General features: G+C 71.2%; 23 protein-coding genes. 17 read left to right on the top strand and 6 right to left on the bottom strand.

Annotated elements, in window-relative coordinates; translation table 11 throughout:
• Window positions 1–19 precede the first annotated feature (19 nt).
• The gene (gene thiL, locus EV141_RS03395) at window positions 20–1,060 is read left to right on the top strand and encodes a thiamine-phosphate kinase (RefSeq protein WP_130484538.1); all 1,041 of its coding nucleotides are present in this window, start codon (window positions 20–22) and stop codon (window positions 1,058–1,060) included.
• Here the strand turns inward: thiL and EV141_RS03390 are convergent.
• On the bottom strand, window positions 1,057–1,638 hold the full coding sequence (locus tag EV141_RS03390) for an RsmD family RNA methyltransferase (RefSeq protein WP_130484537.1): 582 nt from the start codon (window positions 1,636–1,638) through the stop codon (window positions 1,057–1,059). The two genes, thiL and EV141_RS03390, sit on opposite strands and share 4 nt — an antisense overlap.
• Before the next feature lie 43 nt (window positions 1,639–1,681).
• Between EV141_RS03390 and EV141_RS03385 the strand changes: the two genes are divergently transcribed.
• The 4 genes from EV141_RS03385 (at window position 1,682) to EV141_RS12305 (ending at window position 5,389) form a co-directional block, all read left to right on the top strand.
• Window positions 1,682–3,928, top strand: coding sequence for an ATP-dependent DNA helicase RecG (locus EV141_RS03385; RefSeq protein WP_130484536.1), 2,247 nt, complete (start codon window positions 1,682–1,684; stop codon window positions 3,926–3,928).
• 3 nt (window positions 3,929–3,931) lie between these two features.
• On the top strand, window positions 3,932–4,618 hold the full coding sequence (locus EV141_RS03380; RefSeq protein WP_130484535.1) for an endonuclease/exonuclease/phosphatase family protein: 687 nt from the start codon (window positions 3,932–3,934) through the stop codon (window positions 4,616–4,618).
• Window positions 4,619–4,688: 70 nt separating this feature from the next.
• Window positions 4,689–5,180 (top strand): pantetheine-phosphate adenylyltransferase, encoded by a 492-nt coding sequence (coaD, locus tag EV141_RS03375; protein WP_130484534.1) that lies wholly within the window; start codon window positions 4,689–4,691, stop codon window positions 5,178–5,180.
• 50 nt (window positions 5,181–5,230) lie between these two features.
• Entirely contained in the window at window positions 5,231–5,389 is a 159-nt protein-coding gene (locus EV141_RS12305; protein ID WP_185740164.1) for a hypothetical protein, read from the top strand.
• A 72-nt stretch (window positions 5,390–5,461) separates the two neighbouring features.
• On the opposite strand, the gene EV141_RS03370 is transcribed toward EV141_RS12305, so the two are convergent.
• Together EV141_RS03370 and EV141_RS03365 are read right to left on the bottom strand one after the other, a co-directional pair.
• A complete protein-coding gene (locus EV141_RS03370) occupies window positions 5,462–5,941 on the bottom strand; it encodes a DoxX family membrane protein (RefSeq protein WP_130484533.1) in 480 nt (159 codons plus the stop codon).
• 125 nt (window positions 5,942–6,066) lie between these two features.
• Window positions 6,067–6,369: a hypothetical protein gene (locus EV141_RS03365; RefSeq protein WP_130484532.1), complete on the bottom strand. Its 303-nt coding sequence runs from the start codon at window positions 6,367–6,369 to the stop codon at window positions 6,067–6,069.
• A 441-nt stretch (window positions 6,370–6,810) separates the two neighbouring features.
• Here EV141_RS03365 and EV141_RS03360 point away from each other — a divergent pair, with 441 nt between their 5' ends.
• The 4 genes from EV141_RS03360 (at window position 6,811) to EV141_RS03345 (ending at window position 11,787) form a co-directional block, all read left to right on the top strand.
• Window positions 6,811–7,035, top strand: a complete 225-nt coding sequence (locus tag EV141_RS03360) for a PLDc N-terminal domain-containing protein (protein WP_130484531.1) — start codon at window positions 6,811–6,813, stop codon at window positions 7,033–7,035.
• Window positions 7,036–7,149: 114 nt separating this feature from the next.
• A complete protein-coding gene (locus EV141_RS03355; protein WP_375880266.1) occupies window positions 7,150–8,157 on the top strand; it encodes an AAA family ATPase in 1,008 nt (335 codons plus the stop codon).
• 40 nt (window positions 8,158–8,197) lie between these two features.
• Window positions 8,198–9,442 carry a DUF58 domain-containing protein gene (locus EV141_RS03350; RefSeq protein WP_130484530.1) on the top strand — a complete coding sequence of 415 codons (1,245 nt, stop codon included), beginning with the start codon at window positions 8,198–8,200 and terminating at the stop codon, window positions 9,440–9,442.
• Window positions 9,439–11,787 carry a transglutaminase TgpA family protein gene (locus tag EV141_RS03345; protein ID WP_130484529.1) on the top strand — a complete coding sequence of 783 codons (2,349 nt, stop codon included), beginning with the start codon at window positions 9,439–9,441 and terminating at the stop codon, window positions 11,785–11,787. Before EV141_RS03350 ends, EV141_RS03345 begins: the two co-directional genes overlap by 4 nt.
• On the opposite strand, the gene EV141_RS03340 is transcribed toward EV141_RS03345, so the two are convergent.
• Window positions 11,774–12,295 (bottom strand): ribonuclease FAU-1 family protein, encoded by a 522-nt coding sequence (locus EV141_RS03340; RefSeq protein WP_130484528.1) that lies wholly within the window; start codon window positions 12,293–12,295, stop codon window positions 11,774–11,776. The genes EV141_RS03345 and EV141_RS03340 overlap by 14 nt on opposite strands.
• Window positions 12,296–12,357: 62 nt before the next feature.
• Here EV141_RS03340 and EV141_RS03335 point away from each other — a divergent pair, with 62 nt between their 5' ends.
• The 6 genes from EV141_RS03335 to mutM all read left to right on the top strand — a co-directional run bounded on the left by EV141_RS03335 (window position 12,358) and on the right by mutM (window position 17,685).
• Window positions 12,358–13,593, top strand: coding sequence for an FAD-binding domain-containing protein (locus EV141_RS03335; protein WP_241968985.1), 1,236 nt, complete (start codon window positions 12,358–12,360; stop codon window positions 13,591–13,593).
• A gap of 90 nt (window positions 13,594–13,683) precedes the next feature.
• Entirely contained in the window at window positions 13,684–15,057 is a 1,374-nt protein-coding gene (locus EV141_RS03330) for an aspartate aminotransferase family protein (protein WP_375880265.1), read from the top strand.
• A gap of 119 nt (window positions 15,058–15,176) precedes the next feature.
• Window positions 15,177–15,713 carry a YceD family protein gene (locus tag EV141_RS03325; RefSeq protein WP_130484527.1) on the top strand — a complete coding sequence of 179 codons (537 nt, stop codon included), beginning with the start codon at window positions 15,177–15,179 and terminating at the stop codon, window positions 15,711–15,713.
• A 74-nt stretch (window positions 15,714–15,787) separates the two neighbouring features.
• Entirely contained in the window at window positions 15,788–15,991 is a 204-nt protein-coding gene (gene rpmF, locus EV141_RS03320; RefSeq protein ID WP_096421009.1) for a 50S ribosomal protein L32, read from the top strand.
• 20 nt (window positions 15,992–16,011) lie between these two features.
• On the top strand, window positions 16,012–16,725 hold the full coding sequence (gene rnc, locus EV141_RS03315) for a ribonuclease III (protein ID WP_130484526.1): 714 nt from the start codon (window positions 16,012–16,014) through the stop codon (window positions 16,723–16,725).
• Between the two features lie 30 nt (window positions 16,726–16,755).
• Window positions 16,756–17,685 (top strand): bifunctional DNA-formamidopyrimidine glycosylase/DNA-(apurinic or apyrimidinic site) lyase, encoded by a 930-nt coding sequence (mutM, locus tag EV141_RS03310; RefSeq protein ID WP_130484525.1) that lies wholly within the window; start codon window positions 16,756–16,758, stop codon window positions 17,683–17,685.
• A gap of 400 nt (window positions 17,686–18,085) precedes the next feature.
• Here mutM and EV141_RS03305 read toward each other — a convergent pair whose 3' ends face one another.
• Window positions 18,086–19,171 (bottom strand): GNAT family N-acetyltransferase, encoded by a 1,086-nt coding sequence (locus EV141_RS03305; RefSeq protein ID WP_130484524.1) that lies wholly within the window; start codon window positions 19,169–19,171, stop codon window positions 18,086–18,088.
• Window positions 19,172–19,284: 113 nt separating this feature from the next.
• On the opposite strand from EV141_RS03305, the gene EV141_RS03300 reads away from it, so the two are divergent.
• A complete protein-coding gene (locus tag EV141_RS03300; RefSeq protein WP_130484523.1) occupies window positions 19,285–23,076 on the top strand; it encodes a chromosome segregation SMC family protein in 3,792 nt (1,263 codons plus the stop codon).
• Between the two features lie 21 nt (window positions 23,077–23,097).
• Here EV141_RS03300 and EV141_RS03295 read toward each other — a convergent pair whose 3' ends face one another.
• Complete coding sequence (locus EV141_RS03295) at window positions 23,098–24,435, bottom strand: nicotinate phosphoribosyltransferase (protein ID WP_130484522.1); 1,338 nt, start codon at window positions 24,433–24,435, stop codon at window positions 23,098–23,100.
• Between the two features lie 60 nt (window positions 24,436–24,495).
• On the opposite strand from EV141_RS03295, the gene EV141_RS03290 reads away from it, so the two are divergent.
• Window positions 24,496–25,974, top strand: a complete 1,479-nt coding sequence (locus tag EV141_RS03290; protein WP_130484521.1) for a cryptochrome/photolyase family protein — start codon at window positions 24,496–24,498, stop codon at window positions 25,972–25,974.
• Window positions 25,975–26,562 lie beyond the last annotated feature (588 nt).

The raw sequence follows: 26,562 nt of genomic DNA, 5'->3' as shown, positions 1-26,562 counted from the left end.
GCGCGCTAGCGTGGGGCGGGTGAGCGACGACCCGGATGCCCGCCCCGACACCCTGCACACGGTCGGGGAAATCGCGGCCCTCGCTCGCATCGTGCCGCGCCTCCCGCGCGGCGGCGCCACCGTGCTCGGCCCGGGTGATGACGCCGCCGTGGTCGCCGCGCCCGACGGCCGCTTCGTCGTCACGACCGACGTCATGGTCGAGGGCCCCGACTTTCGCCGAGCCTGGTCGACACCGCACGACCTCGGCTGGAAGGCCGCCGCGACGAACCTCAGCGACATCGCCGCGATGGGTGCCGTGCCGACGTCACTCGTCGTCGCGCTGATTGCGCCCGCCGACACTCCTGTCGCCGAGCTCGAGCAGCTGGCCGATGGGCTGGCCGATGCCTGTGCGGCCCTCGCGCCGGGCTGCGGGGTCGTGGGCGGCGACCTAACCGTGGGCGACACCTTGACGATCGCGGTCACCGCCTTCGGCGACCTCGAGGCTCGCGCACCCGTGACACGCTCGGGTGCTCGACCCGGCGACGTCGTCGCCGTGTCGGGCGGGCTCGGGCTCGCCGCCCGCGGACTGCGCATGCTCTTCGACGAGGGAGTCAACGCTGACGGCGTACCCGATGCCGCCCGTGCTGCCGAGCTGCGGGCCGATGAGCCACGCATCATCGAGGCACAGCTCGCGCCGCGGCCGCCGCTTGCAGACGGGCCAGCCGCCGCGCTCGCCGGAGCCACGGCCATGCTCGACCTCAGCGACGGCCTCGCCCTCGACGCCCGCCGCATTGCCCGCGCCAGCGCGGTCACGATCGACCTCGACGCGGCCGCCGTCTGCATCGCCGCGGGCGTCGACGCGATGTTCCTGCCCGTCGTGCTCACCGGCGGTGAAGACCACAGCCTCTTCGCCACCTTTCCCGCCGAGCTCGTCGCCGACGGCGGGCCGGGGCTGCCGGGCGGGTTCCGCGTCATCGGCCGCGTCGTCGAGCCCGGCGACGACGGCCCCGAACTGCGCGTCGGCGGTCGCCCCTTCGCCGCGCTCGGCGGCTGGGACTCGTTCGAGGCGCCCGGAAGCTAGTCGGCGTCCCGCGACAGCCAGTGCACGGCGGTCTCGCCGTAGGTGGCGGTGCGGTCCTGCGCAAGCCCGGCGACGACAGCGGGGGCGGGGCTGCGCGACGAGCGTTCGAGCGCGACCACCGCATCCTCGGCGAGATGCGGCACGAGAGCCACGAGCAGCTCGGTGACCTCCGCGTCAGCGACGTCGTACGGCGGGTCGATGAAGACGAGGTCGAGTTCGCCGCTCAGGCCCGCGACGGCGGGATGCGCCGCCCGCGTAACCACGCGGATGCGCGGTGCCGGGTTGACGCCGAACCGCGCCGCCTGCTGCTCCACGAGTCGGGCGTTCGCCTGGCACACCCGGGCCGCGCTCGCCGCCTTCTCGACGAGCGTCACCTCGACGGCGCCGCGGCTCGCCGCCTCGAGCCCGAGCGCCCCCGAGCCGGCATACAGGTCGAGCACCCGCGCCCCATCGACGAGATCGCGGGCCTCGAGCGCCGAGAAGATCGCCTCCCGCACGCGGTCGCTCGTCGGGCGCGTGCCCGACTTCGGCACGCTGAGGCTGAGCGAACCGGCGAATCCGGCAATCAGGCGGGTCACGCGATCAACGCTACCGGCAGCATCCGTTCGGCTCGGATGCGCGATGAGCGAAGCGCTCGCCGCCACCGGATCGGATGCGCGCTGCGCGTCAGCGGCCGCGGGTAGCGTTGGTGCCGTGACCGGCCCGCTCGACGTCAAGCTCGTGACGCTGCTCGGCGACCGCACGGCGAAGGCGTTCGAGCGGGCGTTCGGCGTCGTGACGGCCGGCGACCTGCTCGCGCACTACCCGCGCCGATACGCGAAGCGCGGCGAGCTGACGGCGCTGACCGAGCTGACGGTCGGCGAAGAAGTCACGATCGTCGCCGAGGTGCTGACCGTGTCGGAGCGCACGATGAAGAACCGCCGCGGCTCGATCCTCGAGGTGCAGATCACCGACGGGCGCGGCATCGTCACCTTGACCTTCTTCAACCAGGCGTGGCGCAAAGAAACGCTGAAGCCCGGCGTGCGCGGCATCTTCGCGGGCAAGGTCGGCGAGTACCGTGGCGCCCGCCAGCTCGCCCACCCCGACTTCCAGCTGTTCGACGACCTCGAGCTCGTGCCCGGCGCCCCCGACGCCGAGGCGCAGAAGTGGGCGACCGCACCGATTCCCATCTATCCGGCGACCTCGACCGTGTCGAGCTGGCACGTGCAGAAGGCCATGGGGGTCGTGCTCGACAGCCTCGACGGGCTCGACGACCCAGTGCCGCTCGAGGTGCGCGCCGAGCGCAAACTGCTCGACCTGCGCCGTGCGCTGCGCTTCACCCACCAGCCCGAAGACGACCAGCAGTGGCGCCGCGGCCGCGACACCCTGCGCTTCCACGAGGCGTTCCTGCTGCAGGCGGCACTCTTGCAGCAGCGCAACGCCTTGCGCGCCTCGCCGGCCGAGCCGCGCCTGCCGGGCGCCGAGCTCGCCGGCTTTGACGCCGAGCTGCCGTTCGCGCTCACGCCCGACCAGCAGACGGTCGGCGACGAGATCTTCCGCGACCTCGCCGCCGCCGTGCCCATGAACCGGCTCGTGCAGGGCGAGGTCGGTTCGGGCAAGACGCTCGTCGCCGTGCGCGCGATGCTCGCGGTCGCCGAGAACGGCGGCCAGAGCGCGCTGCTCGCCCCCACCGAGGTGCTCGCCGCCCAGCACTTCCGCTCGATCGTCGCCACCCTCGGCCCCGACCGCGCCGCGCGCCTGCGCCCCGTGCTGCTCACCGGGCAGCTGGGGGCGGCCGAGCGGCGCAAGACGCTGCTCGCGATCGCGAGCGGCCAATCGCGCGTCGTCGTCGGCACGCACGCCCTGCTCGGCGACAAGGTTCAGTTCGTCGACCTGGGGCTCGTCGTCGTCGACGAGCAGCACCGTTTCGGTGTCGAGCAGCGCGAGACGCTACGCCGCAAGGGTGCCGTGCCGCCGCACGTGCTGGTGCTCACGGCGACCCCGATTCCGCGCACGGTCGCGATGACCGTCTTTGGCGACCTTGACGTCTCGACGATCCGCACCCTGCCGGCGGGGCGCATCCCGATCGTGAGCCACGTCGTGCCGCTCGCCGACAAGCCCGGCTGGTGGCCGCGCGTCTGGCAGCGCCTCGGCGAAGAGCTCGAGGCGGGTCGCCAGGGCTTTGTCGTGGTGCCCGCGATCGATCCGACCACCGTCGAAGACGACCCGGATGCGCTCGCCGACGACGCGACGGAGCCGCCGGTCGTCGACCGCCCGCCCGGCACGATCGTCGAGCTGCTGCCGATCCTGCAGCAGGCGCCGCCGCTTGCGGGCCGCCGCATCGCCGCGCTCCACGGCCGGATGCCCGCGGAGGAAAAGGACGCCGTCATGCGGTCGTTTGCGGCCGGCGATATCGATGTACTCGTCGCGACGACCGTCATCGAGGTGGGCGTCGACGTGCCGAACGCGACGTTCATGGCCGTGATCGATGCCGACCGCTTCGGGGTCAGCCAGCTGCACCAGCTGCGCGGGCGCGTGGGGCGCGGCGCGCATCCGGGCCTCTGCCTTTTCGTCACGGCCGCCCTGCCCGAGACGACCGCCCGTGAGCGGGTCGACGCGGTCGCCGCGACGCTCGACGGATTCGAGCTCGCCCAGGTCGACCTCGAGCTGCGCCGCGAGGGCGATGTGCTCGGGGCAAACCAGTCGGGCGGCCGCTCAAGCCTGAAGCTTCTGCGGGTCGTGACCGATTCTGACGTGATCATCGACGCGCGCCAGGCGGCCGGGGCGATACTGGAGGCAGATCCGTCCCTCGACGAGCACCCCGCGCTCGCCGAGGCGCTGGCCCGCCGACTCGATGAGTCGGCCCGAGAGTTCATGGCGAAGAATTAGACGATGCGTGTCATCAGCTACAACCTGCGCAAGCACGCGGCGATCGGTGAGCTCGCCGACTTGATCGCCGAGCACGAGCCGAACCTGTTGTGCCTGCAAGAGATCGACACCGACCGAATTCCCAACGACTTGGGGCCCATGCACCTGGCCGACGCGACGCGCGGCAACAGGCTGGGGCTCGCCATCTACTACCACCACGAGCGGTTCGCGGCCCCCGAGACCAAGGCGTTCTCGCTGAAGCGGTCGCTGCACGACGTCATCGCGAAGCCCGCGCACGAGCGGCTGCTCGGCTCGCTGCTGTACGACCGCAAGCACGAGCGCGAGGTGGTGATCGGCTCCTTCCACGCAGCTCCCTTGACCGCGCTCAACTCGCTGCGCCGCACGCAGATTCACGCCGCGCACGAGGCGCTCGACTCGTTTGGCGCGCACCTGCCGACGCTGATGGTGGGCGACTTCAACTACCCGTGGTTCCAAGAGTTCTTATCGTCGACGGTGCAGCGCTCAGGCCACGAGGTCACCCTCGCCGACTCGCGCACCTACACGCGCTACAAGTTCTTCCGCGGCCACTTCGACTTCGCGACCTCGATCGGTATGTCGCTCACCACCGTGAAGGCTCTCCCGCAGGGGGTCAGTGACCACATGCCGATCCTCGTCAACGCCGAGTACGCCGAGCGCGTCGAGGCGGCGTAACGTCGATTCTGAGGATGCTCGCACCGGTTTCGTCACGAATAGGTAACGTCACCTCGCTAGGCTGAGGGGCATGAGCAGGATCGCCGTCGTTCCTGGGTCGTTTGACCCGATCACCCTGGGCCACCTCGATGTCATCGAGCGCGCGGCCAACATCTTCGACGAGATCCACGTCGTCGTCGTGCACAACCCCGGGAAGACCGCGATGCTGCCCATTGCACAGCGGGTCTCACTCATCGAGCAGGCCGTTGCCGATCGGGCCCTGCCGTCGACGATTCGTGTGACGGGCTGGAGCGTCGGGCTGCTCGTCGACTACTGCACCGAGGTCGGCGCACAGGTGCTCATCAAGGGCGTGCGCAGCCAGGTTGACGTCGCGTACGAAACTCCCATGGCGATCGTGAACCGCAACCTCGCGGGCGTCGAGACGGTGTTCATGCTGCCCGACCCCGCACACGCGCACGTGTCGAGCTCGCTCGTGCGCCAGGTTGCGAGCCTCGGCGGCGACGTTGCGCCGTACGTACCGCGTGCGGTCGCCGAGTTTTTGGAGCAGTCGCGTGAAGGCTGATACCCCCGGGGGTATAGTGGAGGTGTTCACTCGCCCACGAGGAGTCAGTCATGTGCCAGCAGATCACCTGCCGCAAGTGCGGCAAGGCCACCTGGACCGGGTGCGGCCAGCACGTCACCCAGGTGATGCGCGGCATCCCGCAGTCGCAGCGTTGCCAAGGCCACGAGAACGAGCCAGGCTTCTTCGCGCGACTCTTCAGCCGTAGGTAGTGAGGCCCGCGCGCTCGCACCATGGCGCCCGCGCCCGCTGGGGAGCGCGGAGCGGAGTTACGCGTCCACCCGCTAAGGCACGGCGATGCTCTCGGTGTCGGCTTTGTGCTTGCGCAGCGCGTGACCGCCGATGATGAGCGCGCAGGCGATGATGACGAGGTTCTTGACGATGTACTGCCCCTCAATCGTCAGCCCGAAAGGAATCACCGTGAAGGTGACCTCGGGCAGCAGCACCAGCGGCAGGAACGTGCCCGGCATCTGAGGAATCAGCATGAGCAGCGCCAGTCGGGTCGTCGGTGGGAAGAGGATCGCCAGCCCGATCGCGACCTCCCAGACGCCGAGCAGGGGAACGATGATCTCGGGCGTCAGGAAGTAGACGGTCGCCGCGACCAGGTCGTAGGCGGGGCTGAGGTCGCCCATGATCTTGAGCGCGCCGAACCAGATGAAGACGACGCCAATCGCGAGTCGGGCAAACTTCACCCCGAAGTTGTCCATCGTCCAGACGACGAAGCGGTCAAACAGTTCGATTCCTCGGGTGATGAGTGCGCGCATCCTGTGGGATTCTCCTAGCCTAACGACGACGATTCCGTGACCTCAGGCTAGGTTGCTCATCTGAGCAGAGCCACGGAAGCGCGGGTAAGCCCGCCCGAGCATGATAGCCCGGGCGGGCAGCGCACTCATCGCGGGGGTGCGCTCTGCGCGAGCGCGTGGTACTCGTACCGCGCGCTCTGACCGCTCGCGAGCACCGCGGCGAGCCGCAGGGCTCGGGTGCTCGTTGCCCGACGCGTGCTCGCGACGGTGCGCGGGCGCCTGCTCCACATCACGAGCCCGACGCCGATGGTGAGGGCGGCGCGGTCGATCAGGGTGAGCTGGCGACCGGCGCGGCTACGCGGGTGCCGAACGCTCGGGCGTATCGGTTCAGTTTCGGGCCGACGCGGCTGCGTCGACACCGGGGACGGGGTGTGGGTCGTGATGGTCACGAGGGGGTTCCTCACTGCGAGAAAGACGGGTGTTGCGGGGGAGCCGAGGCGCGGCTAAAGGCACACGCCATCGGCGCCGCGCGCGGAGGCGCGGCGATGATTCGCTGACGCGTCGGATGCGCGGGGCACCGAGCGAGGAATCGAGCTTCGTGAGCGTCGCCACCGGCAGATCGGGTGGCGAGAGCGCTACCCGCCTATGCGGTGAGGACGCCGACGAAGCCGGCGGTGAAACGGGTCTTTCCCGTGGTGGTGATAAACATGCGCGGCCTCCTTTCGGCGTGTGAGCGACCTAGACCGTAGCGCGCTCTCGACGCATCCCGCAAGAGGAATACGGCGATTCGTTCACGATTCGCGCCGAACGACCGAGCCGCAGAGCCCCGTGTGCGGCGCCGTCTCGTCGCATCCTCGACACGTCTGTGCGTCTGTGCCAGGGTCAAGGCCATGGAGTCAATCTCAGGGTTCACCGGCCTCGCCGTCGTCTTTCTTGTGCTCGGCCTGCTGTGGATCGTGCTGGTCGTGGTCGCGCTGCTGCAGATTGCTCGCTCGTCCGAGCTCAGCACCCCGATGAAGGTGCTCTGGGTCGTGATCGTGTTCTTCTTCCCGATCGTCGGAACCCTCGCGTGGTTCGTGCTGGGGCGCCGCATCGGCGACCCGTTCCGGCGCTGACCACGCCGATCCGCGCATCCGGCCACCGCTGAGACGGGATTTCCTCAGCTCGACACGCAGATCTCGGGCGTTTCGTCGCTTTCGCGTGGCAGAGTACGCAGAGTGAGCACGACGATGAGCGACACCACCACCCCGCACGACGCCGTGCGACCCATGACCCTCGATGAATTCCGCGAGGCGGGCGATGCCATCCGGCGGGCCATGAACGGGGTCATTGACGGCAAGCCCGATGCCGTCGACATCGCTCTGACCGTGCTGCTGGCCGAGGGGCACCTGCTCATCGAAGACGTGCCGGGCGTCGGCAAGACCGTGCTCGCCCGCGCGCTCGCGCGCTGCGTTGACGGCCGCGTCAGCCGCATCCAGTTCACCCCCGACCTGCTGCCCGCCGACATCACCGGCGTGAGCGTCTACCGCCAGCAGACGGGCACCTTCGAGTTCACCCCGGGGCCGGTTTTCGCCCACATCGTCATCGGCGATGAGATCAACCGGGCGAGCCCCAAGACCCAGTCGGCACTGCTCGAGTGCATGGAGGAGGGGCAGGTCACCGTCGACGGTCACACCCACCCCCTCGAGAAGCCGTTCCTCGTCGTCGCGACGCAGAACCCCATCGAGATGGAGGGCACCTACGCCCTGCCTGAGGCTCAGCGCGACCGCTTCATGGCGCGCATCTCGATCGGGTACCCGGCGATCGACGACGAGCAGCGCATGCTGCGCGACCGCGAGCGCACAAGCCCTCTCGATGACCTTCGCCCCGTGGTCGATGTCGCGGGGCTCGCCCGCATGATTCGCACCGTGCGCGAGGTGTACGTGAGCCCGGCGGTTGAGCGCTACGCCGTGCTGATCGCCGCGGCCACCCGCAACGACACAGCGTTGCGTCTCGGGGCGAGTCCGCGCTCAACGCTGCAGCTCGTGCGTGCAGCCCGCGCCCGCGCCGCCCTCGACGGGCGCGACTTCGTGGTCCCCGACGACATCGATGCGCTCGCGACGACCGTCTTGTCGCACCGGGTGATCCTGGTGCCGCGAGCGCAGCATCCGGACGGCCGCCCCGTCGGCCACGTCGACGAGGTGATCGAGCGCATCATCGCGACGACGCCGGTGCCGGTGCCGCAGGCTGACGGCTGAGCGGGCGTCGCGTTCCGTGCCCCGCCCCACCCTCCGTGGCGTGCTGTTCGTGCTCGTCGGTGCCGCCATCACGACCCTCGCCTATCTGCTCGAGCGCCCTGAGCTGCTCGCCGTCGGCGTGATCGCGATCGTCGCACCCTTAGTGGCGATCGTGTTCGTGGCCTCGTCGCGACCCCGGCTGCGCGTGGGGCGCCACCTCGACCCGGTCGTCGCGACCGTCGGTGAGCCGGTCACAGTGACCGTCACGGTGTCGGGCCGCGCGCGGGCCGCCGAGTGGATCGAGCGGGTTCCGATGCGGCCGGGATACGCGGGGCCGGGTCGGCTGCCCGACGTGCGTCGCACGCGCCCCGCCACCTTCAGCTACCGCTACTGGCCGGCCGAGCGCGGCGTGGTCACCGTCGGCTCGCTGCTGATCGAAGAGCGCGACCCCATCGGTCTGGCGGTGCGGGTCACCGACACCGTCGCCGAGGCCGCCCAGTTGATCGTGCCCGTGGTCGTGCCGCTCGCTGCCGGGCCCGTGCCCGACCCCTCGTCCGACGCCGGGCCGCGCACGAGCCGCTCGCGCGAACGAGCCGACGACGATGTCGTCACGCGCGAGTACCGCTCAGGCGACGCGCTGCGCCGCGTGCACTGGCGGGTGACGGCGCGCCACGGTGAGCTCATGGTGCGGCAAGACGAGCCGCAGGCCGGCCCGCGCGCCCGGCTGCTGATCGACACCGCTCGTGACGCGTACCGCGACATTGACATGCGGCCGCTCCGGCACGGCCCGCCCAGCGGTCCGTCGTTCGAGTGGGGCGTGCGCATGGCGGCGTCGGCCGCCGGCCACCTCGTCGAGCGCGGCTACGCCGTCGACCTGCGCACGTCGACGGTGCAGCCCGAGCAGCCTCCGCTCGGCGACGCCCCCGGCATTCCCGCGGCGCTCGCCGCGGTGCTGGGTGAGCTGGCGATGCTGCGGGCCTCGCCAAGCGACGGGTCCCCGTTGCCGCTGGATGCGCATCCGTCGGTTCCGATCGTCGCGCTCGCGTCGCAGCCCTCGGGCGCGACGATCGACTGGATGCTCGCCCAGCGCGCCCCCGGAACCGCCGCCTCGCTGCTGCTGGTCACCCCGCACGCCTCCGCCGAGTCGGCCGAGCTTCTCGCCACGGCCGAGGTGTTCACGCGCGCCGGGTGGAGGGTCGCCGTTGCTCACGCCGCCGACTCGGTGGACGCCGCCTGGCAGCGCCTCATCGACGGCTCGAGCGTCGGCCCGGACGCCACGGCGATCTTGCGCGGAGCGCGCGCGTGACCGCCCTCGCGCCCGAAATGCGCCCGTCAGCGACGTCGCGCGCCGGTCGCCCTCCGCGCTCGGCGCGGCCGGCCCCGACCGCGTGGTGGCTGAGCGTCGCGGTGCTCGTCGCCATCGGCGCGGCGCTCAGCAGCCTCAGCGTGCTGCTGGCCGAGGGCGGCTGGTACGGCCTCACGATGATCGTCTCGGCGATTGCGGTGGCGGCCTCCGCCGTCGTTCGCCGCGTCGTGCCGGTGTGGCGGGGCTTTTGGGCCCTGACGGCGGGGCTCGTCGCGCTGTTCGTGGCGGTGCTCGTGCGGTTTGCGCTCGACACGACCGTGCTGCTCGTGGTGCCGACCCCCGAAACCTTTGCCCGCTTTTCGGTGCTGATTCGTGACGGCGAGCTCTCAATCGTCGAGCAGGCGGTGCCGGCGATCGCCGATGAGGGCCTCAGGTTTCTGCTCGTCACGGGCGTCGGCCTGCTCGCGGTAATTGCCGACGCGGTCGTCGCCGGTACGCGCCGGCCGGCCCTGCTCGCGATTCCCCTGCTCGGGCTGTTCGCGATTCCGGTGATCGTCGTGCCGGGGGCGCTGCCGCTCGGCAGTGTGCTGGCGACGGCCGCCGCGTTCCTCGTTGTGCTCGCCCTGCACCGGCCAGCATCGAGCACGGGCGGGGCGGCGACGGCGCGTCTCGCGGCCGCCGTGGGCGCGGTGCTCGTTGCCGCCGTCGTGGTGCCCGGGCTCTTGCCGACCGCGGTCACCGGCGACACGCCCGCCGGCACCGGGCCGGCGAGCCTCGTCACCGGCGTCAACCCGGTCATCGAGCTCGGCGACGACCTGCGCCGCTCGAACCCCGTCGAGGCGCTGCGCTACTCGACCGACGCCGAGAGCGGCGTCTACCTCACGCTCTCGCACCTCGCGGTCTTCGAGGGGCAAGAGGTGCAGCCGCTCGACGACGCGCCGGGGGAGGAGCCCCTGTCGACCCTCGAGGGCCCGCTCTGGCTGCCCGACTCGGTCGAGACGCGAGAGCTGCGCACGCGCATCGAGGTGGCGTCGCTGCGCACCCAGTGGCTGCCGCTGCCGAGCGCCCCCACGACGGTCGCGGGTCTCGACGACGGCTGGATCGTCGACCCCGAGGGCGTGACCGTGCGCGCGGCCGCGGGCGTCAGCCGTGCCGACGTGTACACGGTCGTGAGCCTCGAGGCCGCGCCGACCACCGAGCAGTTGCGCGCGGCCACCGTGACGGAGGCCGAGTTGGCGGCGTACCGTCAGCTGCCCGACGCGCTCGACCCGAGCATCCAAGAGGCGGCGCTCGAGGCGACGGCCGAGGCGCGCACGCCGTACGAGCAGGCCCTCGCGCTGCAGCGCTTCTTCACGGGAGGGGCCTTCCAATACTCGGAGGACGCGCCCGTCGAGGGCGGCTACGACGGCACGGGCGCCGACATCGTCGCGCAGTTCTTGGTCGAGCGCAGCGGCTACTGCGTGCACTTCTCGAGCGCGATGGCCCTCATGGCGCGCACCCTCGACATTCCGTCGCGCATCGCGGTGGGCTTCCTGCCCGGCGTGCCGAACCCGCAGGCACCCGGCCAGTTCATCGTGAGCTCCGACAGCCTGCACGCCTGGCCCGAGCTGCATTTCGACGGGCTGGGCTGGGTGCGCTTCGAGCCGACTCCGAGCCTCGGCACGATTCCCGACTACGCGCTCGACGAGGTGCCGATCGGCGAAGACGCTCCTCTGCCGCCGGGCGAGGACGAGCCGCTACCCGACCCCGACACGCCCACCGAGAGCATCGACCCGGTCGACCCCGAGGTCACCGACCCCGGCGAAGAGATCACCGACGGCGACATTCCCGGACTCGTCGACGGCAGCGTTGACGGCGGAGACGACGCGACCGGCATCGCTGCCGTGCTCGCCGACCCCGTGATCCGCTCGACGCTGATTGTCGCGGCCCTCGTGATCGTTCTCGGCGGCCTGCTCGTCACGCCCGCCGTGTGGCGGGCCGTTCGGCGCAGGCGGCGGATGCACGCCCGCGATCCGCTGGACGCCTGGCGCGAGGTGCGCGACACCGCCCGCGACCTCGGCCTGCCCGCCGAGGCCACCCGCACGGTGCGCGAGCTCGCGGTGCGGTGGAGCGTCGACGTGGCCGTGCTGGCCCCGCTCGTGACGGCGCTCGAGGCTCGCGCGTACGACGATCCGCGACGCACCGTTGAGGCTCCGCCCATCGACGGCGTGTTGGCGGCCCTGCGGGCGGCGCGTCCGTGGTGGCGCCGGGTGCTCGCGGTCATGGCACCGCGGTCGCTTACCGACCGCGAGCCCGACGACGCCCGCGTCGCCCTGCCCGCGCTCGAGCGGCTTAGCGCTCCATAAGCGCGAGCCACGCCTCGGCGCGCCCGTCGAAGACACCCTCGCGTCGCGCCGCCAGCTCACGCACGCGGCGCGCGTCGGTGAGAGCCCGCGCCGCCACGGCGTTCGGGTAGTTCATCGCGCGGCGGTGATGCGAGAACTCGTCGACGTCGTCGATGTAGGGCGCGGGGCGCGGCGCGCGCACGATGACGTCGAGGTCCATATCGATGGCAGAAGCGCCAAAGGGTTCGAGCCGCAGCTCGGCCGCGATGTCGACGTACAGCCCGATGCGGGCGCCGTCGCGATCGGGAAAGAACGCGGGCATCCACTGCGCGCCCGGCATCAGCACCTTCACGTTCGGCCGGTAGGCGTGAAAGTCGGCGCCCGGCCGGCGGCTCACGGTGCCCTGCTGCTGCCCGAACCACACGCCCGTGTCGTCCTCGCCGAGCACGATGACGGGGTGCACCCAGTGCGGCGAGCCGTCCCACTTGCGCCAGCGCAGTTCGGCGGGGGAGCCGGGCTCAAGCGTCATGCCCGGAAGGCTAGCGATCGCCCCTCAGCGAACGCCCGGCGCGCTCGCTGACACTGTGAGACGTGACGAGTGCCGAGCTCTTTTCCCCCACCCGCGTCGCGGGCCTCCGCCGAGCCATGGACGCCGTGCCGCGCCTCGGCGCCGCCTACGCTCGCGACCGCAACCACGACAGGGGCCTCGGCGCCGAGACCACGGTCAGCGCGCTGTCGCCCTACGTGCGGCACCGGCTCATCACCGAGCGCGAGCTCGTCGCCGCCGTCATCGAGCGGCACGGCACGCGTGCCCCCGAGAAGTTCGTGCAGGAGGTGTTCTGGCGCACCTACTGGAAGGGCTGGCTCGAACTGCGGCCGGGGGTGTGGCGCGACTATAACGCCGACGTGACGCGCCTCATGGACGACGGCGAGCATCCGCTGCCGGTCGATGCCGGGGTGCGCGAGCGGTACCTCGCCGCGATCGAGGGGCGCACCGGCATCGACGGATTCGACGACTGGGCGCGCGAGCTCGTCGCCGACGGCTGGCTGCACAACCACGTGCGCATGTGGTTCGCGAGCATCTGGATCTTTACGCTGCGCCTGCCCTGGCAGCTCGGCGCCGACTTCTTCCTGCGGCACCTGCTCGACGGCGACCCCGCCTCGAACACGCTCAGCTGGCGGTGGGTCGCCGGCCTGCAGACCCGCGGCAAGACGTACCAGGCGAGCGCCGAGAACATCGCGCGCTACACCGACGGGCGCTACCGGCCCCGCGGCCTCGCAACCACGGCCGAGGCCCTCGACGGGCCGCCTCCGCCGCCCGCAAGCGCGGCCCCCGAGCCGCGGCCGGTGACCGCCGGGCGGGCACTGCTGCTGCTCGGCGAGGATGACCTGCACCCCGAATCGCTGCCCCTCGGTGGCGTCGAGGTGGTGGGGGTGGTGCGGCCGGAGCGGGGCGCGCCCCGCGGTCCCGGGGGTGCGGCGTCGGGTGTGCAGGCGTTCCAGCGTGGCGCGCTCGCCGACGCGGGTCAGCGCGCGAGCGAGCGATTCGGATGCGCGGAATCCGTGATCGAGGAGGTCACCGCATCCGCCCTCGTCGCCCTCGCGAACGAGCACGACGTCGACCGCATCGTGACCGCCTACGCGCCGGTCGGCTACGCCGCCGACGCGCTGGCGGCGGCGCGCGCGGAGGCCGCCGCACAGGGGGTCACGATCGAGACCACGCTGCGCGGGTGGGATGCCCGTGCCTGGCCCCACGCGACGCGCGGCTTCTTCCCGTTCAAGGAGCGCATCGCGGGCCTCGTGCGCGACGCTGGAATCGGGGCGTGACGGGGCGAAAAGTCGCGTCATAATGAGCGATAGCGGCGTCGGTGCCCACCGGCGCACTTCCCATCCCTCGCGTTCAAGGAACCGATAACCATGACCGACACGATGAACCGGTCAACCACTGCCCCCGCCCACTCCGAGCTCGACCCCGCCGATGGCGCGCGGGCCTACGAGCTCGACCGTCAGTACGTGTTCCACTCGTGGAGCGCGCAGGCCACGCTCGACCCGTTCGTGATCGCCGGCGGCTCCGGCAGCGAGGTGTGGGGCTACGACGGCGTGCGCTACCTCGACATCTCGAGCCAACTCGTCAACACCAACATCGGCCACTCGCACCCGAAGGTCGTCGCGGCCATTCAGAAGCAGGCGGCCGAGCTCGCCACGGTCGCTCCCGCGCACGCGAACCTCGCCCGCGGTGAGGCTGCGAAGCGCATCGTCGAGAAGGCGGGCCCGGGCTTTGCGAAGGTGTTCTTCACGAACGGCGGCGCTGACGCCATCGAGAACGCCATCCGCATGGCACGCCTGACGACGCGCAAGCACAAGGTCATCTCGACCTTCCGCAGCTACCACGGCAACACGGGCGCCTCGATCGCCGCGACCGGCGACTGGCGGCGCATGCCGAACGAGTACGCGTGGGGTCACCTGCGCGTGTTCGGGCCGTTCCTGTACCGAAGCGAGTTTCACTCCACGACCGAGGCGGAAGAGTGCGAGCGCGCCCTGCAGCACCTCGAGCGCACCATTCAGGCCGAAGGCCCCGACACGATCGCGGCGCTCGTGCTCGAGTCGGTGCCCGGCACCGCCGGTATCTTCGCGCCGCCCGCCGGGTACCTCGCCGGGGTGCGCGCAATTGCTGACAAGTACAACATCGTGTGGATCGCCGACGAGGTGATGGCCGGCTTCGGCCGCACCGGCGAATGGTTCGCCTGGCAGGGTCAGGGCGTCAACCCCGAGGGTGTCGTGCCTGACCTCATCGCGTTCGCGAAGGGTGTGAACTCGGGCTACGTGCCCGTCGGGGGCGTCGTGATCTCGCCGAAGATCGCTGCCGCGTTCGACGAGCGCGTCTTCCCCGGCGGCCTCACCTACTCGGGGCACCCGCTGGCCATGGCGTCGATCGTCGCGTCGATCGACGCGATGGAGGACGAGGGAATCGTCGCGAACGCCAAGATGATCGGCGAGCAGCACCTCGGCCCGGGCCTCCGTGCCCTCGCTGAGAAGCACGCGATGATCGGTGACGTGCGCGGCCTCGGCGTGTTCTGGGCGCTTGACCTCGTGACCGACCGGGCGACGCGCGAGCCGGTGGCAGCATCCGTCATCGGGGCTCTCAAGAAAGAGCTGATGGCCCGCCACGTGCTGCCGTTCGCCGCCGAGAACCGCATCCACGTGGTGCCGCCGTGCGTCGTGACGCCTGCTGAGGTCGAGCGAGCGCTCGTCGCACTCGATGAGGCGTTCACGGCGGTTACGCAGGGCTGATCAGGCGCCCTCCCAGTGTCGTCGGGGGTTACGCGGAGGCGACGCCGCCTAACCTGATCAGGCCGCGGCATCCACCGTTTGATCGGGGGTGGATGTCGCGGCGCTTACACTTAACGGTTATGCCCGCAGCCACCTCTCCCTACCTCGTTCTGGTGCGTGACCTCATGCACCGCCCCGGCGAGATGCGTGAGCGCACGCTCGATTTCGATGTGCCCGAGCAGCTGGGCGTCGGAGCGGCCTACGTCGCCGAGGGCACCGAGCTCGCCCTCGACCTGCGGCTCGAGGGCCTGCACGACGGCATCCTCGTCACCGGCGAGCTCGAGACGACCATGTCGGGGGAGTGCGTGCGCTGCCTCGAACCGGTCTCCCGGCCCCTCGAAGTCGAATTCCAGGAGCTTTTCGCGTATTCTCCTGAGGACGCTGTCGACTACACGGTTCACGATGATCACGTGGATTGTGAACCCGTAGTTCGGGACGCGGTTGTGCTTGCGCTTCCGTTCCAACCCGTGTGTCGCGATGACTGCCCCGGCCTCGACCCCGAGACCGGCGAGAAGTTGAGCGGCCACGCCGAACAGAAGCAACGTGAGGTCACCGACCCGCGGTGGGCCGCCCTGGAAGGATTCCGGGCGGGCGACACAGGCCCCGACACCGACTGACACCGGCACCCACACCAACCAGAGACTGAACCGCGTGCGCCCGCGCGCCGCGGCTGAGAGAGAAGAGAGACACCATGGCTGTTCCGAAGCGGAAGAAGTCGCGCGCCAACACCCACGCCCGCCGCTCGCAGTGGAAGGCCGAGGTCCCCACGCTCGTCAAGACCGTTGAGAACGGCAAGGTCGTCTACAGCCTCCCGCACCGCGCGAAGGTCGTTGAAGACTCGGCCGGCACCCCGCTGTTCCTCGAGTACAAGGGCCGCAAGGTCGCTGACGTCTGATCGGCGACGGGTAACCATCCGTGGCGGCGAGCGCTGAGGTCGGGCACACGCCCGACCGTTCGGCGCTCGTTCGCGCGCTTGGAGTCACGCTCGTTCCTGAGCTGCTCGAGCTCGCTCTAACCCACCGCTCGTGGGCGTACGAGCACGGCGGCGCGGCAAACAACGAGCGTCTCGAGTTTCTGGGCGACGCGATTCTCGGCCAGGCCGTGACGGTCATGCTCTACACGAGCTACCCCGACCTCGACGAGGGCGAGCTGGCGAAGCGCCGCGCGTCTCTCGTCTCGGCGGTGGCGCTCGCGGAGGTCGCGCGCTCGATCGGGCTCGGCGACCACCTCAAGCTCGGCAAGGGTGAAGAGCTCACCGGCGGCCGCGACAAGTCGTCGATTCTCGCCGACACCGTCGAGGCGATCATCGGCGCCGTCTACCTCGACCGCGGTGGTGACGACGCGACCGCGCTCGTGCTGCGCTTGATTGACCCGCTGCTCGCTGACCCCGCCCGCTTCGGGGCGGCGATGGACCCAAAGACCTCGCTGCAAGAGATGGTCGCCCGCCTCGGTCGCGGCGCCCCCGCGTACGAGGTCGTCGACGCCGGGCCCGACCACTCGAAGGTGTTCACCGCCACCGTCATCGTCGACGGTGAGGCCGTCTCCACGGGCACCGGCACCAGCAAGAAGCAGGCCGAGATGGCCGCCGCGCTGGAGGCGTGGACGGTGCTGTCGGCGCAGTCGGCGTAAGCCGCTTTTTCTGACGCGAGGCGAGCATCCGTGCCCGAATTACCCGAGGTTGAGGTCGTGCGTCACGGCCTCGCGCCCGCCGTCACCGGCGCGACGATCGAGCGCGTCGAGGTGCTCGACGAGCGCTCGCTGAAGCGCCACGACGGGCCCGCCGAAGACTTCATTGACCGGCTCACCGGGGCGCGCCTCGTCGCGCCCGTTCGGCGCGGCAAGTTCTTGTGGATGCCCGTGGCCGTCGGCGAGGGAGGCTTCGGCGACCCCGTCGAGGCCCTCGTCGTGCATCTCGGCATGAGCGGTCAGGTGTTGCTGCGCGACCGGGGTGCGGATGACGGGCCGCTGACGCGGATCCGCTTCGAGATCGTGCACCCCGAGCACGGCGAGTTGCTCGTTAACTTCGTCGACCAGCGCATCTTCGGGTCGATGGCACTTGACCCGTTGCAGGCGACGCCTGACGGGGCGGCCGGCGGGTTCGGTTCAGCGCTCGCGTTGGTGCCGGGCCAGGTCGCGCACATCGCGCGTGACCCGCTCGACCCGGCGTTCGACGACGCGGCGTTCATCGCGGCGCTGCGAAGGAGGCGCACCGGCATCAAGCGGGCGCTGCTCGACCAGACGCTGATCTCGGGCATCGGCAACATTTACGCCGACGAGGCGCTGTGGGCGGCGCGCCTGCACTACGACCGGCCGACGGCGACGCTGCCCGTCGCTCGGGTGCGCGAGCTGCTGACCGAGGTGCGAATCGTCTTGGCGCGGGCGCTCGAGGAGGGCGGCACCTCATTCGACGCGCAGTACGTCAACGTGAACGGGGCGAGCGGGTACTTCAGCCACTCGCTGCGCGCCTACGGGCAGCAGGGCAAGGGGTGCTCGCGGTGCGGTGGTCTGATCGTGCGCGAGCAGTTCATGAACCGCGGCTCGCACTTCTGCCCCCGCTGCCAGCCGCGCCCCCGTCGCCGCGCGGCCTGAGGCGCGCAGCCTGAGTCGCGCTGCCTGAGTCGTCCTGCCCGAATAGTCCTGGCCGAGTCGCGCCGCCGCGGTCGACCAGCCCCGCCCGCCCCGCTATGCCTGTGCCTCATGTCACGCTCGTGCAACGCGCGAGACTCACCGCTCCGGACGAGACCGCCCAAACCCGCCTCGAAACGTCAGTAGTGGGGCACTCCACGCGGAGACACCCCCACAACTGACGTTTCGCCGCACTTTGTGCCTCCGGTGGATCGCCGTGAACAGCCGCGAGGGGTCCACCCGCCCGCCACCTTCCACAACCGCGGGATCGTGACAGCGATTCTGCTTCCCGCTGTTGTGGAAGCAGGCCACCGCGTGCAAGCGCTCTCGGCGCCGACGAGCGGCGGCCACCGCACGACGCGCCTTACACCTCGCCCACCACGTCCTTCCTCCACGCCCCCTCGTACACGAACGGCTCGAAGCCCAGGGCCTCGTTGACGCTCAGCATGTGGCGGTTTTCTTCGGCGTTGTAGGTGACGATGCGCGGATGCCCAGGGCGCGCATCCTGCACGTACGCGATGTTGGCGACCTTCAGCAGCATCCCCAGCCGGTGCCCGCGGTGCTCGCGCACGACGATCGTGTCGTCCTGGTCGATCGGGCGCGACATGTCATCGGGCGCGATCAGGGTCGTGAACCCCGCCAGCCGGCCCGAGGGCACGTGCTCGACGACCGTCGTGAACTCGGTCGAGGGGCCCTCGGCGGTGATCGTCTCGTCGGCGATGAGCCGCTCGACCGTCCAGACGTCCTCCTCCTCTTCGAGCCCCGCCGACGGAGCGTCGGTGCTCATGCGAGTGATCAGCTGCGCCATGTCCTCGCGCCAGTGAACGGGCGTCATCCCCGTCCACGAATGGATGCGGTACTCGCCCTCCGAGGCGCGCTCCGCATCCGCCCGCATCGCGTCGATGACCTCGCGCGCGACGGGGAGCGGCAGGCGGCTGCCGCGCTCGACCTGCTCGAGCCGGTAGCCCATGCGCTGCAACAGCCGCGTCTCAGCCGTGTCGGCGGCGACGTCGCCGAAGCCGGTGGGTGCCGCGAGCCGCGGCCCGCCGACCTTCCAGCACGGCGCGTAGACGATGAACTTCGTCGCCCCCACCTCGCGGCCGAGCACCTCCGCTCGGGCAGCGAGCTCGGCGCCGATGCCGCGCCCCCGCGCCTCCGGCACCACCTCGACGTGCAGCCAGGCCGTGTCTGACGTGTCACCCGCGCGGTATTCGGTGATGGCGCGCGCGACGGGGCGTCCGTCGAGGCGCGCGAGCAGCATCCGTTTCGGTTCGTGTTCCTGCTTGCGCCAGACCGGCAGCATCTCGTCGGCGGGGCGCACCTCGTCGGCGCTGCCCGAGTCGTGCGCCCAGACGGTGCTGCGCACCTCGACGCACGCGAGGAAGTCGGCGGCGTTGTCGGCGTCGACGCTGTCCGGAATCTCGACCTCGGTGATCGATAGGCCCTGCATGGTGGCTCCGTTCTGCGGGTCGCCGTTGCGCGGCCAGCCCGCCAGACTACTGACCGGCCAGCCGGTACGGTAGGCCTGTCCCGCTGTCGTTTCCGAACCGTAAGGCGTCGCCCGTGCACCTGAAGTCCTTGACCATCAAGGGGTTCAAGTCGTTCGCGCAACCGACCACCTTCCACTTCGAGCCGGGCGTCACCTGCATCGTCGGGCCGAACGGCTCGGGCAAGTCGAACGTCGTCGACGCCCTCGCCTGGGTCATGGGCGAGCAGGGGGCGAAGACCCTGCGCGGCGGCAAGATGGAGGACGTCATCTTCGCCGGCACCGCCACCCGCGGCCCGCTCGGCCGCGCCGAGGTGCGCCTCACGATCGACAACTCCGATGGGATGCTGCCCATCGAGTACTCGGAGGTCACGATCTCGCGCACGCTGTTCCGCAACGGCGGCAGCGAGTACGCGATCAACGGCGCCGCCTGCCGCCTGCTCGACGTGCAAGAACTCTTGAGCGACTCGGGGCTCGGCCGCGAGATGCACGTCATCGTCGGCCAGGGCCAGCTCGACAAGGTGCTGCACGCGAGCCCCGAAGAACGCCGCGGCTTCATCGAAGAGGCCGCCGGAATCTTGAAGCACCGCCGCCGCAAAGAGAAGACCGTGCGCAAGCTCGAGGCGATGCAGACGAACCTGACCCGCCTGAACGACCTGGCGGGCGAGATTCGCCGCCAGCTCACCCCGCTCGGGCGCCAGGCCGAGATCGCGCGCGAGGCGCAGACCATCGCTGCGATTGTGCGGGATGCGCGTGCCCGGCTTCTCGCCGACGAGGTCGTTACGCTGCGCCGCGCCCTGCACGAGCACCAGCGCACCGAGGCCGAGCGCACGAGCGAGCGCATCGTGGTGCAAGAGCAGCTCGACCAGGCGCGCCTGCGCGTGCAGCGCATCGAGTCGCAGATGGTGGGCGACGCCGTCGACGAGGCGCGCGCCGTCGCCTTCGGGCTCGAGCAGGTGCAAGAGCGGCTGCGCTCGCTGTCGTCGCTCGCCCAGCAGAAGCTCACGCTGCTCAGCCAGCAGGCCCAGGCGCCCGGCGCGCAAACGACCGTGACCCAGGGCCAGATCGACGAGGCGCTCGCCGAAGCCGAGGAGCTGGCCGCGGGTGTCGGCGAGGCTGAGCGCCGCGTCGGCGAGGCCGCCGCCCGCACCGCGACCGCCCGTGCCGCCCTCGACTCGCTCGACGAGGAGATCGCTGCCCAGTCGGCGCTCGTCTCGCAGCACGACCTTGAACTGCAGGGCCTGTCGGGCCGCGTCGACGTGGCCCGCTCGACCCTCGCCGCCGCCCGCGGCGAGCTGCTGCGCCAGCAGAACGCCCTCGAGCAGGCCGAGGCGCGCGTCGCCCAGACCCGCGCCGACCTCGCAGCCCTGCCCGAGCTTGAGCAGGCCGAGGGCGCCGACGCTGAACTCGACGAGGCGCTCGCCACGGCCGACGCCCGCGTCGCCGAGCTGACCGCCCGCATCGATGCCGAGCGCGAGCAGCTGCACACACTCGAGCGCGAGCGCGACGCCCTCGCCGCTCGCGTCAGCGCCCTCTCGCAGGCGGTCGACACGGGTGACGGCGCGGCGGGGCTCGCCGGCACCGATGGCGTGCGTGGACTCGTCAGCGACCACCTGCAGGTCACCCCCGGTTACGAGGCGGCCATCGCGGCCGCGCTCGGCACCCTCGCCGACGCCGTGCTCGCCGACGACCTCGACGCCGGGCTCGAAGCGCTGCGCCGCGTGCGCGACGACCAGGGCGGCCGCGTCGAGGTGGTGCTCGCCGACCTCATCACGCCGTTCGATCCGACGAGTGGGCTGCAGTCGACCGGCGGCCTCGTGCGCGCATCAGGTGTCGTCACGGCCCCCGACGGCGTGCTGTCGCTGCTCGCCCACACACTCATTGCTGACGACCTCGAGGCCGCTCGCGCCGCCTGGCCCACCGTCGAGCGGCTCGGAGCCGTGACCAGCGTCACCGTTGTCACGCGCGACGGCGAGGTGCTGTCGCGCGCCGTGCTGCGCGGCGGCTCCGGAGCGGGCCGCAGCCGCCTCGAGTTGGCGGCCGAGCGCGACACCGCATCCAGCGCCCTCGACGACGTCTCGACCGAGATCGAGCGCGCCCGCGGCGTGCTCGACGACTCGCGTCACGAACTCCTCTCGGCGAAGGAAGACGCCACTGCGGCCCTCGCCGCCGTGCGCGATCAGGATGCGCAACGCGCGGCCCGCAGTGAACAGCTGTCCCGTGCGCGCACGCAGGCGGAGGCCGCCGAGGCCGAGGCCGAGCGCCTCGCCGCCGGCGTGGGCCGAGCCGAGGAGAGCGTGCGCGAAGCCGAGGCCGCCGCGGCCGCCGCCCAGCAGGCCCTCGACGAGTTCTCGTCGCGCCCCCGACCGATGCTCGATGCGAGCGCCCGCGACGGCCTCGTCGCCGAACTCGACGCCGTTCGGGCGGCCGAGGTCGAGCACCGCATCGCCCTCGAGACCGCCCGCGAGCGGGTGCGTGCCGCACGTGACAGTGCCGAGCAGCTGCGCCGACGCCGCGAGGCCGAGCGCGCCGCCGCCGAAGAGGCCGCGCGTCGCGCCGTGCTGCGCCAGCGCCAGGTTGATGCCGCGCGTCGCGTCGCCGCGGCCCTGCCCGCTGTGCTCGCCGCCGCCGACCGCTCGGTTGCCGAAGCCCGCGTTGCGCTGCACGCCCGCGAGGCCGAGCGTTCTCAGCAGAACGACGAGCTCAGCGAGCTGCGCCGCACCGAGGCGGGGCTGCGCGAGCGCCTGTCGGGCATCACCGAGGGCGTGCACGGCCTCGAGTTGCAGATCTACGAGAAGAAGCTGCACCTCTCGCAGCTGCTCGAGCGCGCCGGTGACGAACTCGGTCTCGTCGAAGACGTGCTCGTCGCCGAGTACGGGCCCGAGGTGCCGGTGCCCGACGACGACGCCTTGACGAGCACCGCGCAGGCGGTGGCGGACGCGATTGCCGCGGAGGCCGCGGCCCGCATCGACCCCGATGACCCGTTTGCCGAGAACGAGCCCGAGTCGGCCGATGACGGCGACGACGAGAACGCGGCCGACGCCGACAACGCAGCCGCCGAGCGGCGCGTGGCCGAACTCGTGGCGAGCCAGGCGGCGTCCACCATTCAGGAAGACGGCGCCGATTCGGCAAGCGGTCACGACGCCAACGATTCGCATCCTGAATTGCGAACGCCGACCGCCGGCAAACCGTTCGTGCGCGAAGAGCAGCAGGCGCGCCTCGCCCGCGCCGAGCGTAAGCTCGGGCAGCTGGGCCGGGTCAATCCGCTCGCGCTCGAAGAGTTTGCCGCCCTCGAGCAGCGCCACAAGTTCCTGACCGAGCAGCTCACCGACCTCGCGAACACGCGCCGCGACCTGCTGTCGATCATCGACGAGCTCGACAAGACGATGCAGCACATCTTCGCCGAGGCGTTCGCCGACACCCAGAGGGCGTTCGACCAGGTGTTCCCGATCCTGTTCCCGGGGGGCTCGGGCAGCCTCATGCTGACCGACCCCGAGAGCATGCTCACCACGGGCATCGAGGTCGCGGTGAAGCCCGCCGGCAAGAAGATCGAGCGGCTGAGTCTGCTCTCCGGTGGCGAGCGGTCGCTGGCGGCCGTCGCGCTGCTGATCGCGATCTTCAAGGCCCGGCCGAGCCCGTTCTACATCATGGATGAGGTCGAGGCCGCGCTCGACGACGCGAACCTCGGCCGCCTGCTGACGATCTTCCGCGACCTGCGCGAAAGCTCGCAGCTCATCGTCATCACCCACCAGAAGCGCACGATGGAGATCGCCGACGCCCTCTACGGCGTCAGCATGCGCCAGGACGGCGTCAGCGCGGTCGTCGGCCAGCGCGTCGCCGACCCCGAGGCCGAGCCCGCCGCGAGCTGATCGCGTCCGTGGGCGCTTGCTCTACTGGAAGACGGTCGGCAGCGCGGGCTCGCCGGCGCTGAGGCGCAGCGCGTCGGCGGGCAGCTCGCCGACGGCTGCGGCGTGGTGGGCGCGCGCGAGGCGTACGCCGTCCGCGCCGCGGTAGCGCGCATCCATCTCGCCGTTCGTGACGTAGGCGACCGTCAGATCGCGGATGCTCGCCCCGGCATCGCGCAGCTCGTCGCGGTCGGCGGGCCCGTCGGGGATGCCGTCGTGCGTCTCGTCGACGATGACGAGTTCGGCGCGGGCGACGCCGTCGGCGCCGATGAGGCGGCGGCCGCGCTTGGCGGCGCCGCGCGACGCCTTGCCGCTCGAGGCCTTCGCGACGGGGCGCCACGAGCCGTCGCCCTCCTCGACCGCGACGAGCTTGTAGACGAAGTTCGCGGTGGGGGCGCCGGAGCCGGTGACGAGGGCGGTGCCGACGCCGAACGCGTCGACGGGGGTGCCACGCAGGGCGGCGATCGTGTATTCGTCGAGGTCGTTGGTGACGGTGATGCGAGTGTTCGTGGCGCCAAGGCTGTCGAGCTGTGCGCGCACCTGGCGCACGAGCTGAGGCAGGTCGCCCGAGTCGAGGCGCACAGCTCCGAGGTCGGGGCCAGCGACGCGCACCGCGGTCTCGACTCCGCGCTCGACGTCGTACGTGTCGACGAGCAGGGTCGTGCCGGGGCCGAGGGCGGCCACCTGCGCACGGAACGCCTCCTCCTCGCTGTCATGCAGCAGGGTGAACGAGTGCGCCGCCGTGCCCATCGTCGGCACGCCCCACTGCTCGCCTGCGGCGAGGTTCGAGGTGGCGCCGAATCCGGCGATGTGGGCGGCGCGGGCTGAGGCGATGGCGGCCTCCTCGTGGGTACGGCGCGAGCCCATCTCGCTGAGTGGCCGGCCGTCGGCGGCGGCCACCATGCGGGCGGCGGCCCCGGCGATTGCGCTGTCGTGGTTGAGCACGCTGAGCGCGAGGGTCTCGAGGGCGACGGCCTCGGCGAAGGTGCCGGTGACGCTCAGCACGGGGGAGTTTGGGAAGAACAGCTCGCCCTCGGCGTAGCCCTCGATCGAGCCCGAAAACGTGGTGTCGTGCAGCTTCTCGAGGGTCGCGGGGTTGACGACGCCCTCGCGGGCCAGCCATTCGACGGTCGCGCCGTCGAAGCGGAAGTCGGCGACAGCATCCATCAATCGACCGGTGCCGGCGACGACGCCGAAGCGGCGGCCGGCGGGAAGACGGCGGGCGAATACCTCGAAGCGGCAGCGCCGCTTGGCGCGCCCCGACGCGAGGGCCGCCTCGATCATGGTCAGCTCGTACCGGTCGGTTCTCAGGGCCGTCGTCACGCGGCCAGACTACGCTCGCGCCATGATCGACCGGCAGACCTGTCCCGGCGGGGTGACCGCGTGACCGCGCCGACCCGCTGGCTGACGAGCGAGCAGCTCGGCCCGCACTTCGACGACGGCGGCGAGATCGCGCTCGTCGAGGTGCTCGAGCAGTATCGGCGCCGGCCCGTGCACCGGCAGAAGGCGCACCTGCACCTGAGCGCGCTGCGGCACCGCGCGGCCGAGCTCGGCGACCGGGCACGCGTCATCACCGGCCCGACTCACCGCGAGGCGTTGGAGGGTGCCGGGCTGACCGGCGACCGTCTCGAGACGGTCGGGGCGATCAGCTGGGGCATGCGAAAGCTCGTCGAGGAGCTCGGCGGCACCATGCTCGAGCCCCGCGGATTCGTCACCGAGCGCGCCGTGTTCGACGACTGGGCGGCAGGCAAGAAGCCGTCACAGCTCGTCATGGACCGCTTCTACCGCGAGGTGCGCGAGCGCACCGGCCTGCTCATGGAGGGCGGCCAGCCCGTCGGCGGCCAGTTCAGCTTCGACGCCGCCAACCGCGAGCGCCCGCCGAAGGGCGCGGTCAGCCTCGGCTTGCCCGACCCGTGGCGCCCCACCGAGGACGACATCGATCGGGCCGTGCGCGAGGATCTCGACCGCCTTGCCGCCGACGGCGCGCCATTCATTGGCGTGGATGCGCCACGCAGGTTCGCGGCGACGCGGGAGGAGGCGCTCGCCGCGCTCGACGACTTTGTCGAGACGCGCCTGAATGACTTCGGCCCCTATGAAGACGCAATGCTGCGCGGCGACGCGATCATGGCCCACACCCGCCTCAGCGTGCCCATCAACCTGGGGCTATTGCGTCCGCTCGAGGTCGTCGAGCGGGTCGTCGCCGAGTACGAGGCGGGCCGCGCGCCGCTGAACAGCGTCGAGGGTCTCGTGCGCCAGCTCATCGGCTGGCGCGACTGGGTCTGGCACCTCTACTGGCACCTCGGCCCCGACTACACGACGAGCAACAATTTTCTGGATGCTCGCACGCCGGTTCCCGAGAATTGGTGGGGGCCGGACCCCTCCACGGTCGCCGCGGCCTGCCTCTCGGACGCCCTCGAGCAGATCGCGCAGACCGGCTGGACGCACCACATCCTGCGCCTCATGGTGCTCGGAAACCACGCCCTGCAGCGCGGCTACGACCCGGCGGAGCTCACCGCGTGGTTCCGCGATGCCTTCGTCGACGGGACCGCCTGGGTGATGCCGGCGAACGTGGTCGGCATGAGCCAGTTCGCCGACGGGGGAGTCGTCGCGACGAAGCCGTACGCGAGTGGCGGCGCGTATATCCAGAAGATGAGCGACTACTGCGGCTCGTGCCGCTTCGACCCGAAGAAGCGCCTCGGAGACGACGCGTGCCCGTTCACCGCCGGGTACTGGGCGTTCCTTGACCGGGTCGAGCCGCGCATCCGCGGAAACCACCGCATGGCGCAGCCCCTCGCGGGCCTGCGCCGACTCGCCGACCGCGAACAGGTGGTGGCGCAGGAGCGCGCCCGCGACGCGTACTGAGCGTGTGCGACAGAAGCGGCCTGTCTAGGCGGGCCGATCTGTCCAGCCTGTCCAGGCTGCCTTCCCTTCCACCCATTCACACCTCCCATCCCCTCCACTCTTTCCGCTCCTTTCGCCCTCTTCGCCCCCTCCAGCGCGCAAAACCCGCCGCAGACGACCAACGCTTCGGGCGAATGTGCCCCTCGCAGCACATTGCGCACCTCCCCGCACGTAACCGGTCCGACGGATCGATCGGCCGCTCCACCTGGTGCCAGAAACCACGCTGAACGGTCAGTCGTGGGGCCTTCGACTCTGAGATGCCCCCACAACTGACGAACCGGCGAGTTTCGATACATCCGTGCCGCGATGATCGGCGGCGATTGCTCCAGCGCACAACCACGCATTCCTGTGTGCCGTGAGAGGCACATACGCCAAACGCATCACTCTTCTTGCGCGCTGACGGACGTGAATCGCATCTTGCGGCGATGAATTCGGATGCTCGCTCGCCACGACGCGCACCTCGCCTCCATGCGCTCCCGCGCCCGGCAGCGCCCGCCCGCGCCCGCGCGCCTCACCCCGCTCACCCCGCTCACCCCGGCCCACCGCACC

This window comes from Microcella putealis (genome assembly GCF_004216575.1).
GTDB lineage: Bacteria > Actinomycetota > Actinomycetes > Actinomycetales > Microbacteriaceae > Microcella > Microcella putealis.
Note: the sequence above shows the minus strand (reverse complement) of the source record. Positions and strands in the feature narration are given on the sequence as shown.

Coding starts and splice junctions, on each gene's coding strand:
- EV141_RS03385 (WP_130484536.1), top strand. CDS start 1,682: ATGAGCGAAGCGCTCGCCGCCACCGGATCGGATGCGCGCTGCGCGTCA.
- EV141_RS03380 (WP_130484535.1), top strand. CDS start 3,932: ATGCGTGTCATCAGCTACAACCTGCGCAAGCACGCGGCGATCGGTGAG.
- coaD (WP_130484534.1), top strand. CDS start 4,689: ATGAGCAGGATCGCCGTCGTTCCTGGGTCGTTTGACCCGATCACCCTG.
- EV141_RS12305 (WP_185740164.1), top strand. CDS start 5,231: ATGTGCCAGCAGATCACCTGCCGCAAGTGCGGCAAGGCCACCTGGACC.
- EV141_RS03370 (WP_130484533.1), bottom strand. CDS start 5,941: ATGCGCGCACTCATCACCCGAGGAATCGAACTGTTTGACCGCTTCGTC.
- EV141_RS03360 (WP_130484531.1), top strand. CDS start 6,811: ATGGAGTCAATCTCAGGGTTCACCGGCCTCGCCGTCGTCTTTCTTGTG.
- EV141_RS03355 (WP_375880266.1), top strand. CDS start 7,150: ATGAGCGACACCACCACCCCGCACGACGCCGTGCGACCCATGACCCTC.
- EV141_RS03340 (WP_130484528.1), bottom strand. CDS start 12,295: ATGACGCTTGAGCCCGGCTCCCCCGCCGAACTGCGCTGGCGCAAGTGG.
- EV141_RS03330 (WP_375880265.1), top strand. CDS start 13,684: ATGACCGACACGATGAACCGGTCAACCACTGCCCCCGCCCACTCCGAG.
- EV141_RS03325 (WP_130484527.1), top strand. CDS start 15,177: ATGCCCGCAGCCACCTCTCCCTACCTCGTTCTGGTGCGTGACCTCATG.
- rpmF (WP_096421009.1), top strand. CDS start 15,788: ATGGCTGTTCCGAAGCGGAAGAAGTCGCGCGCCAACACCCACGCCCGC.
- EV141_RS03305 (WP_130484524.1), bottom strand. CDS start 19,171: ATGCAGGGCCTATCGATCACCGAGGTCGAGATTCCGGACAGCGTCGAC.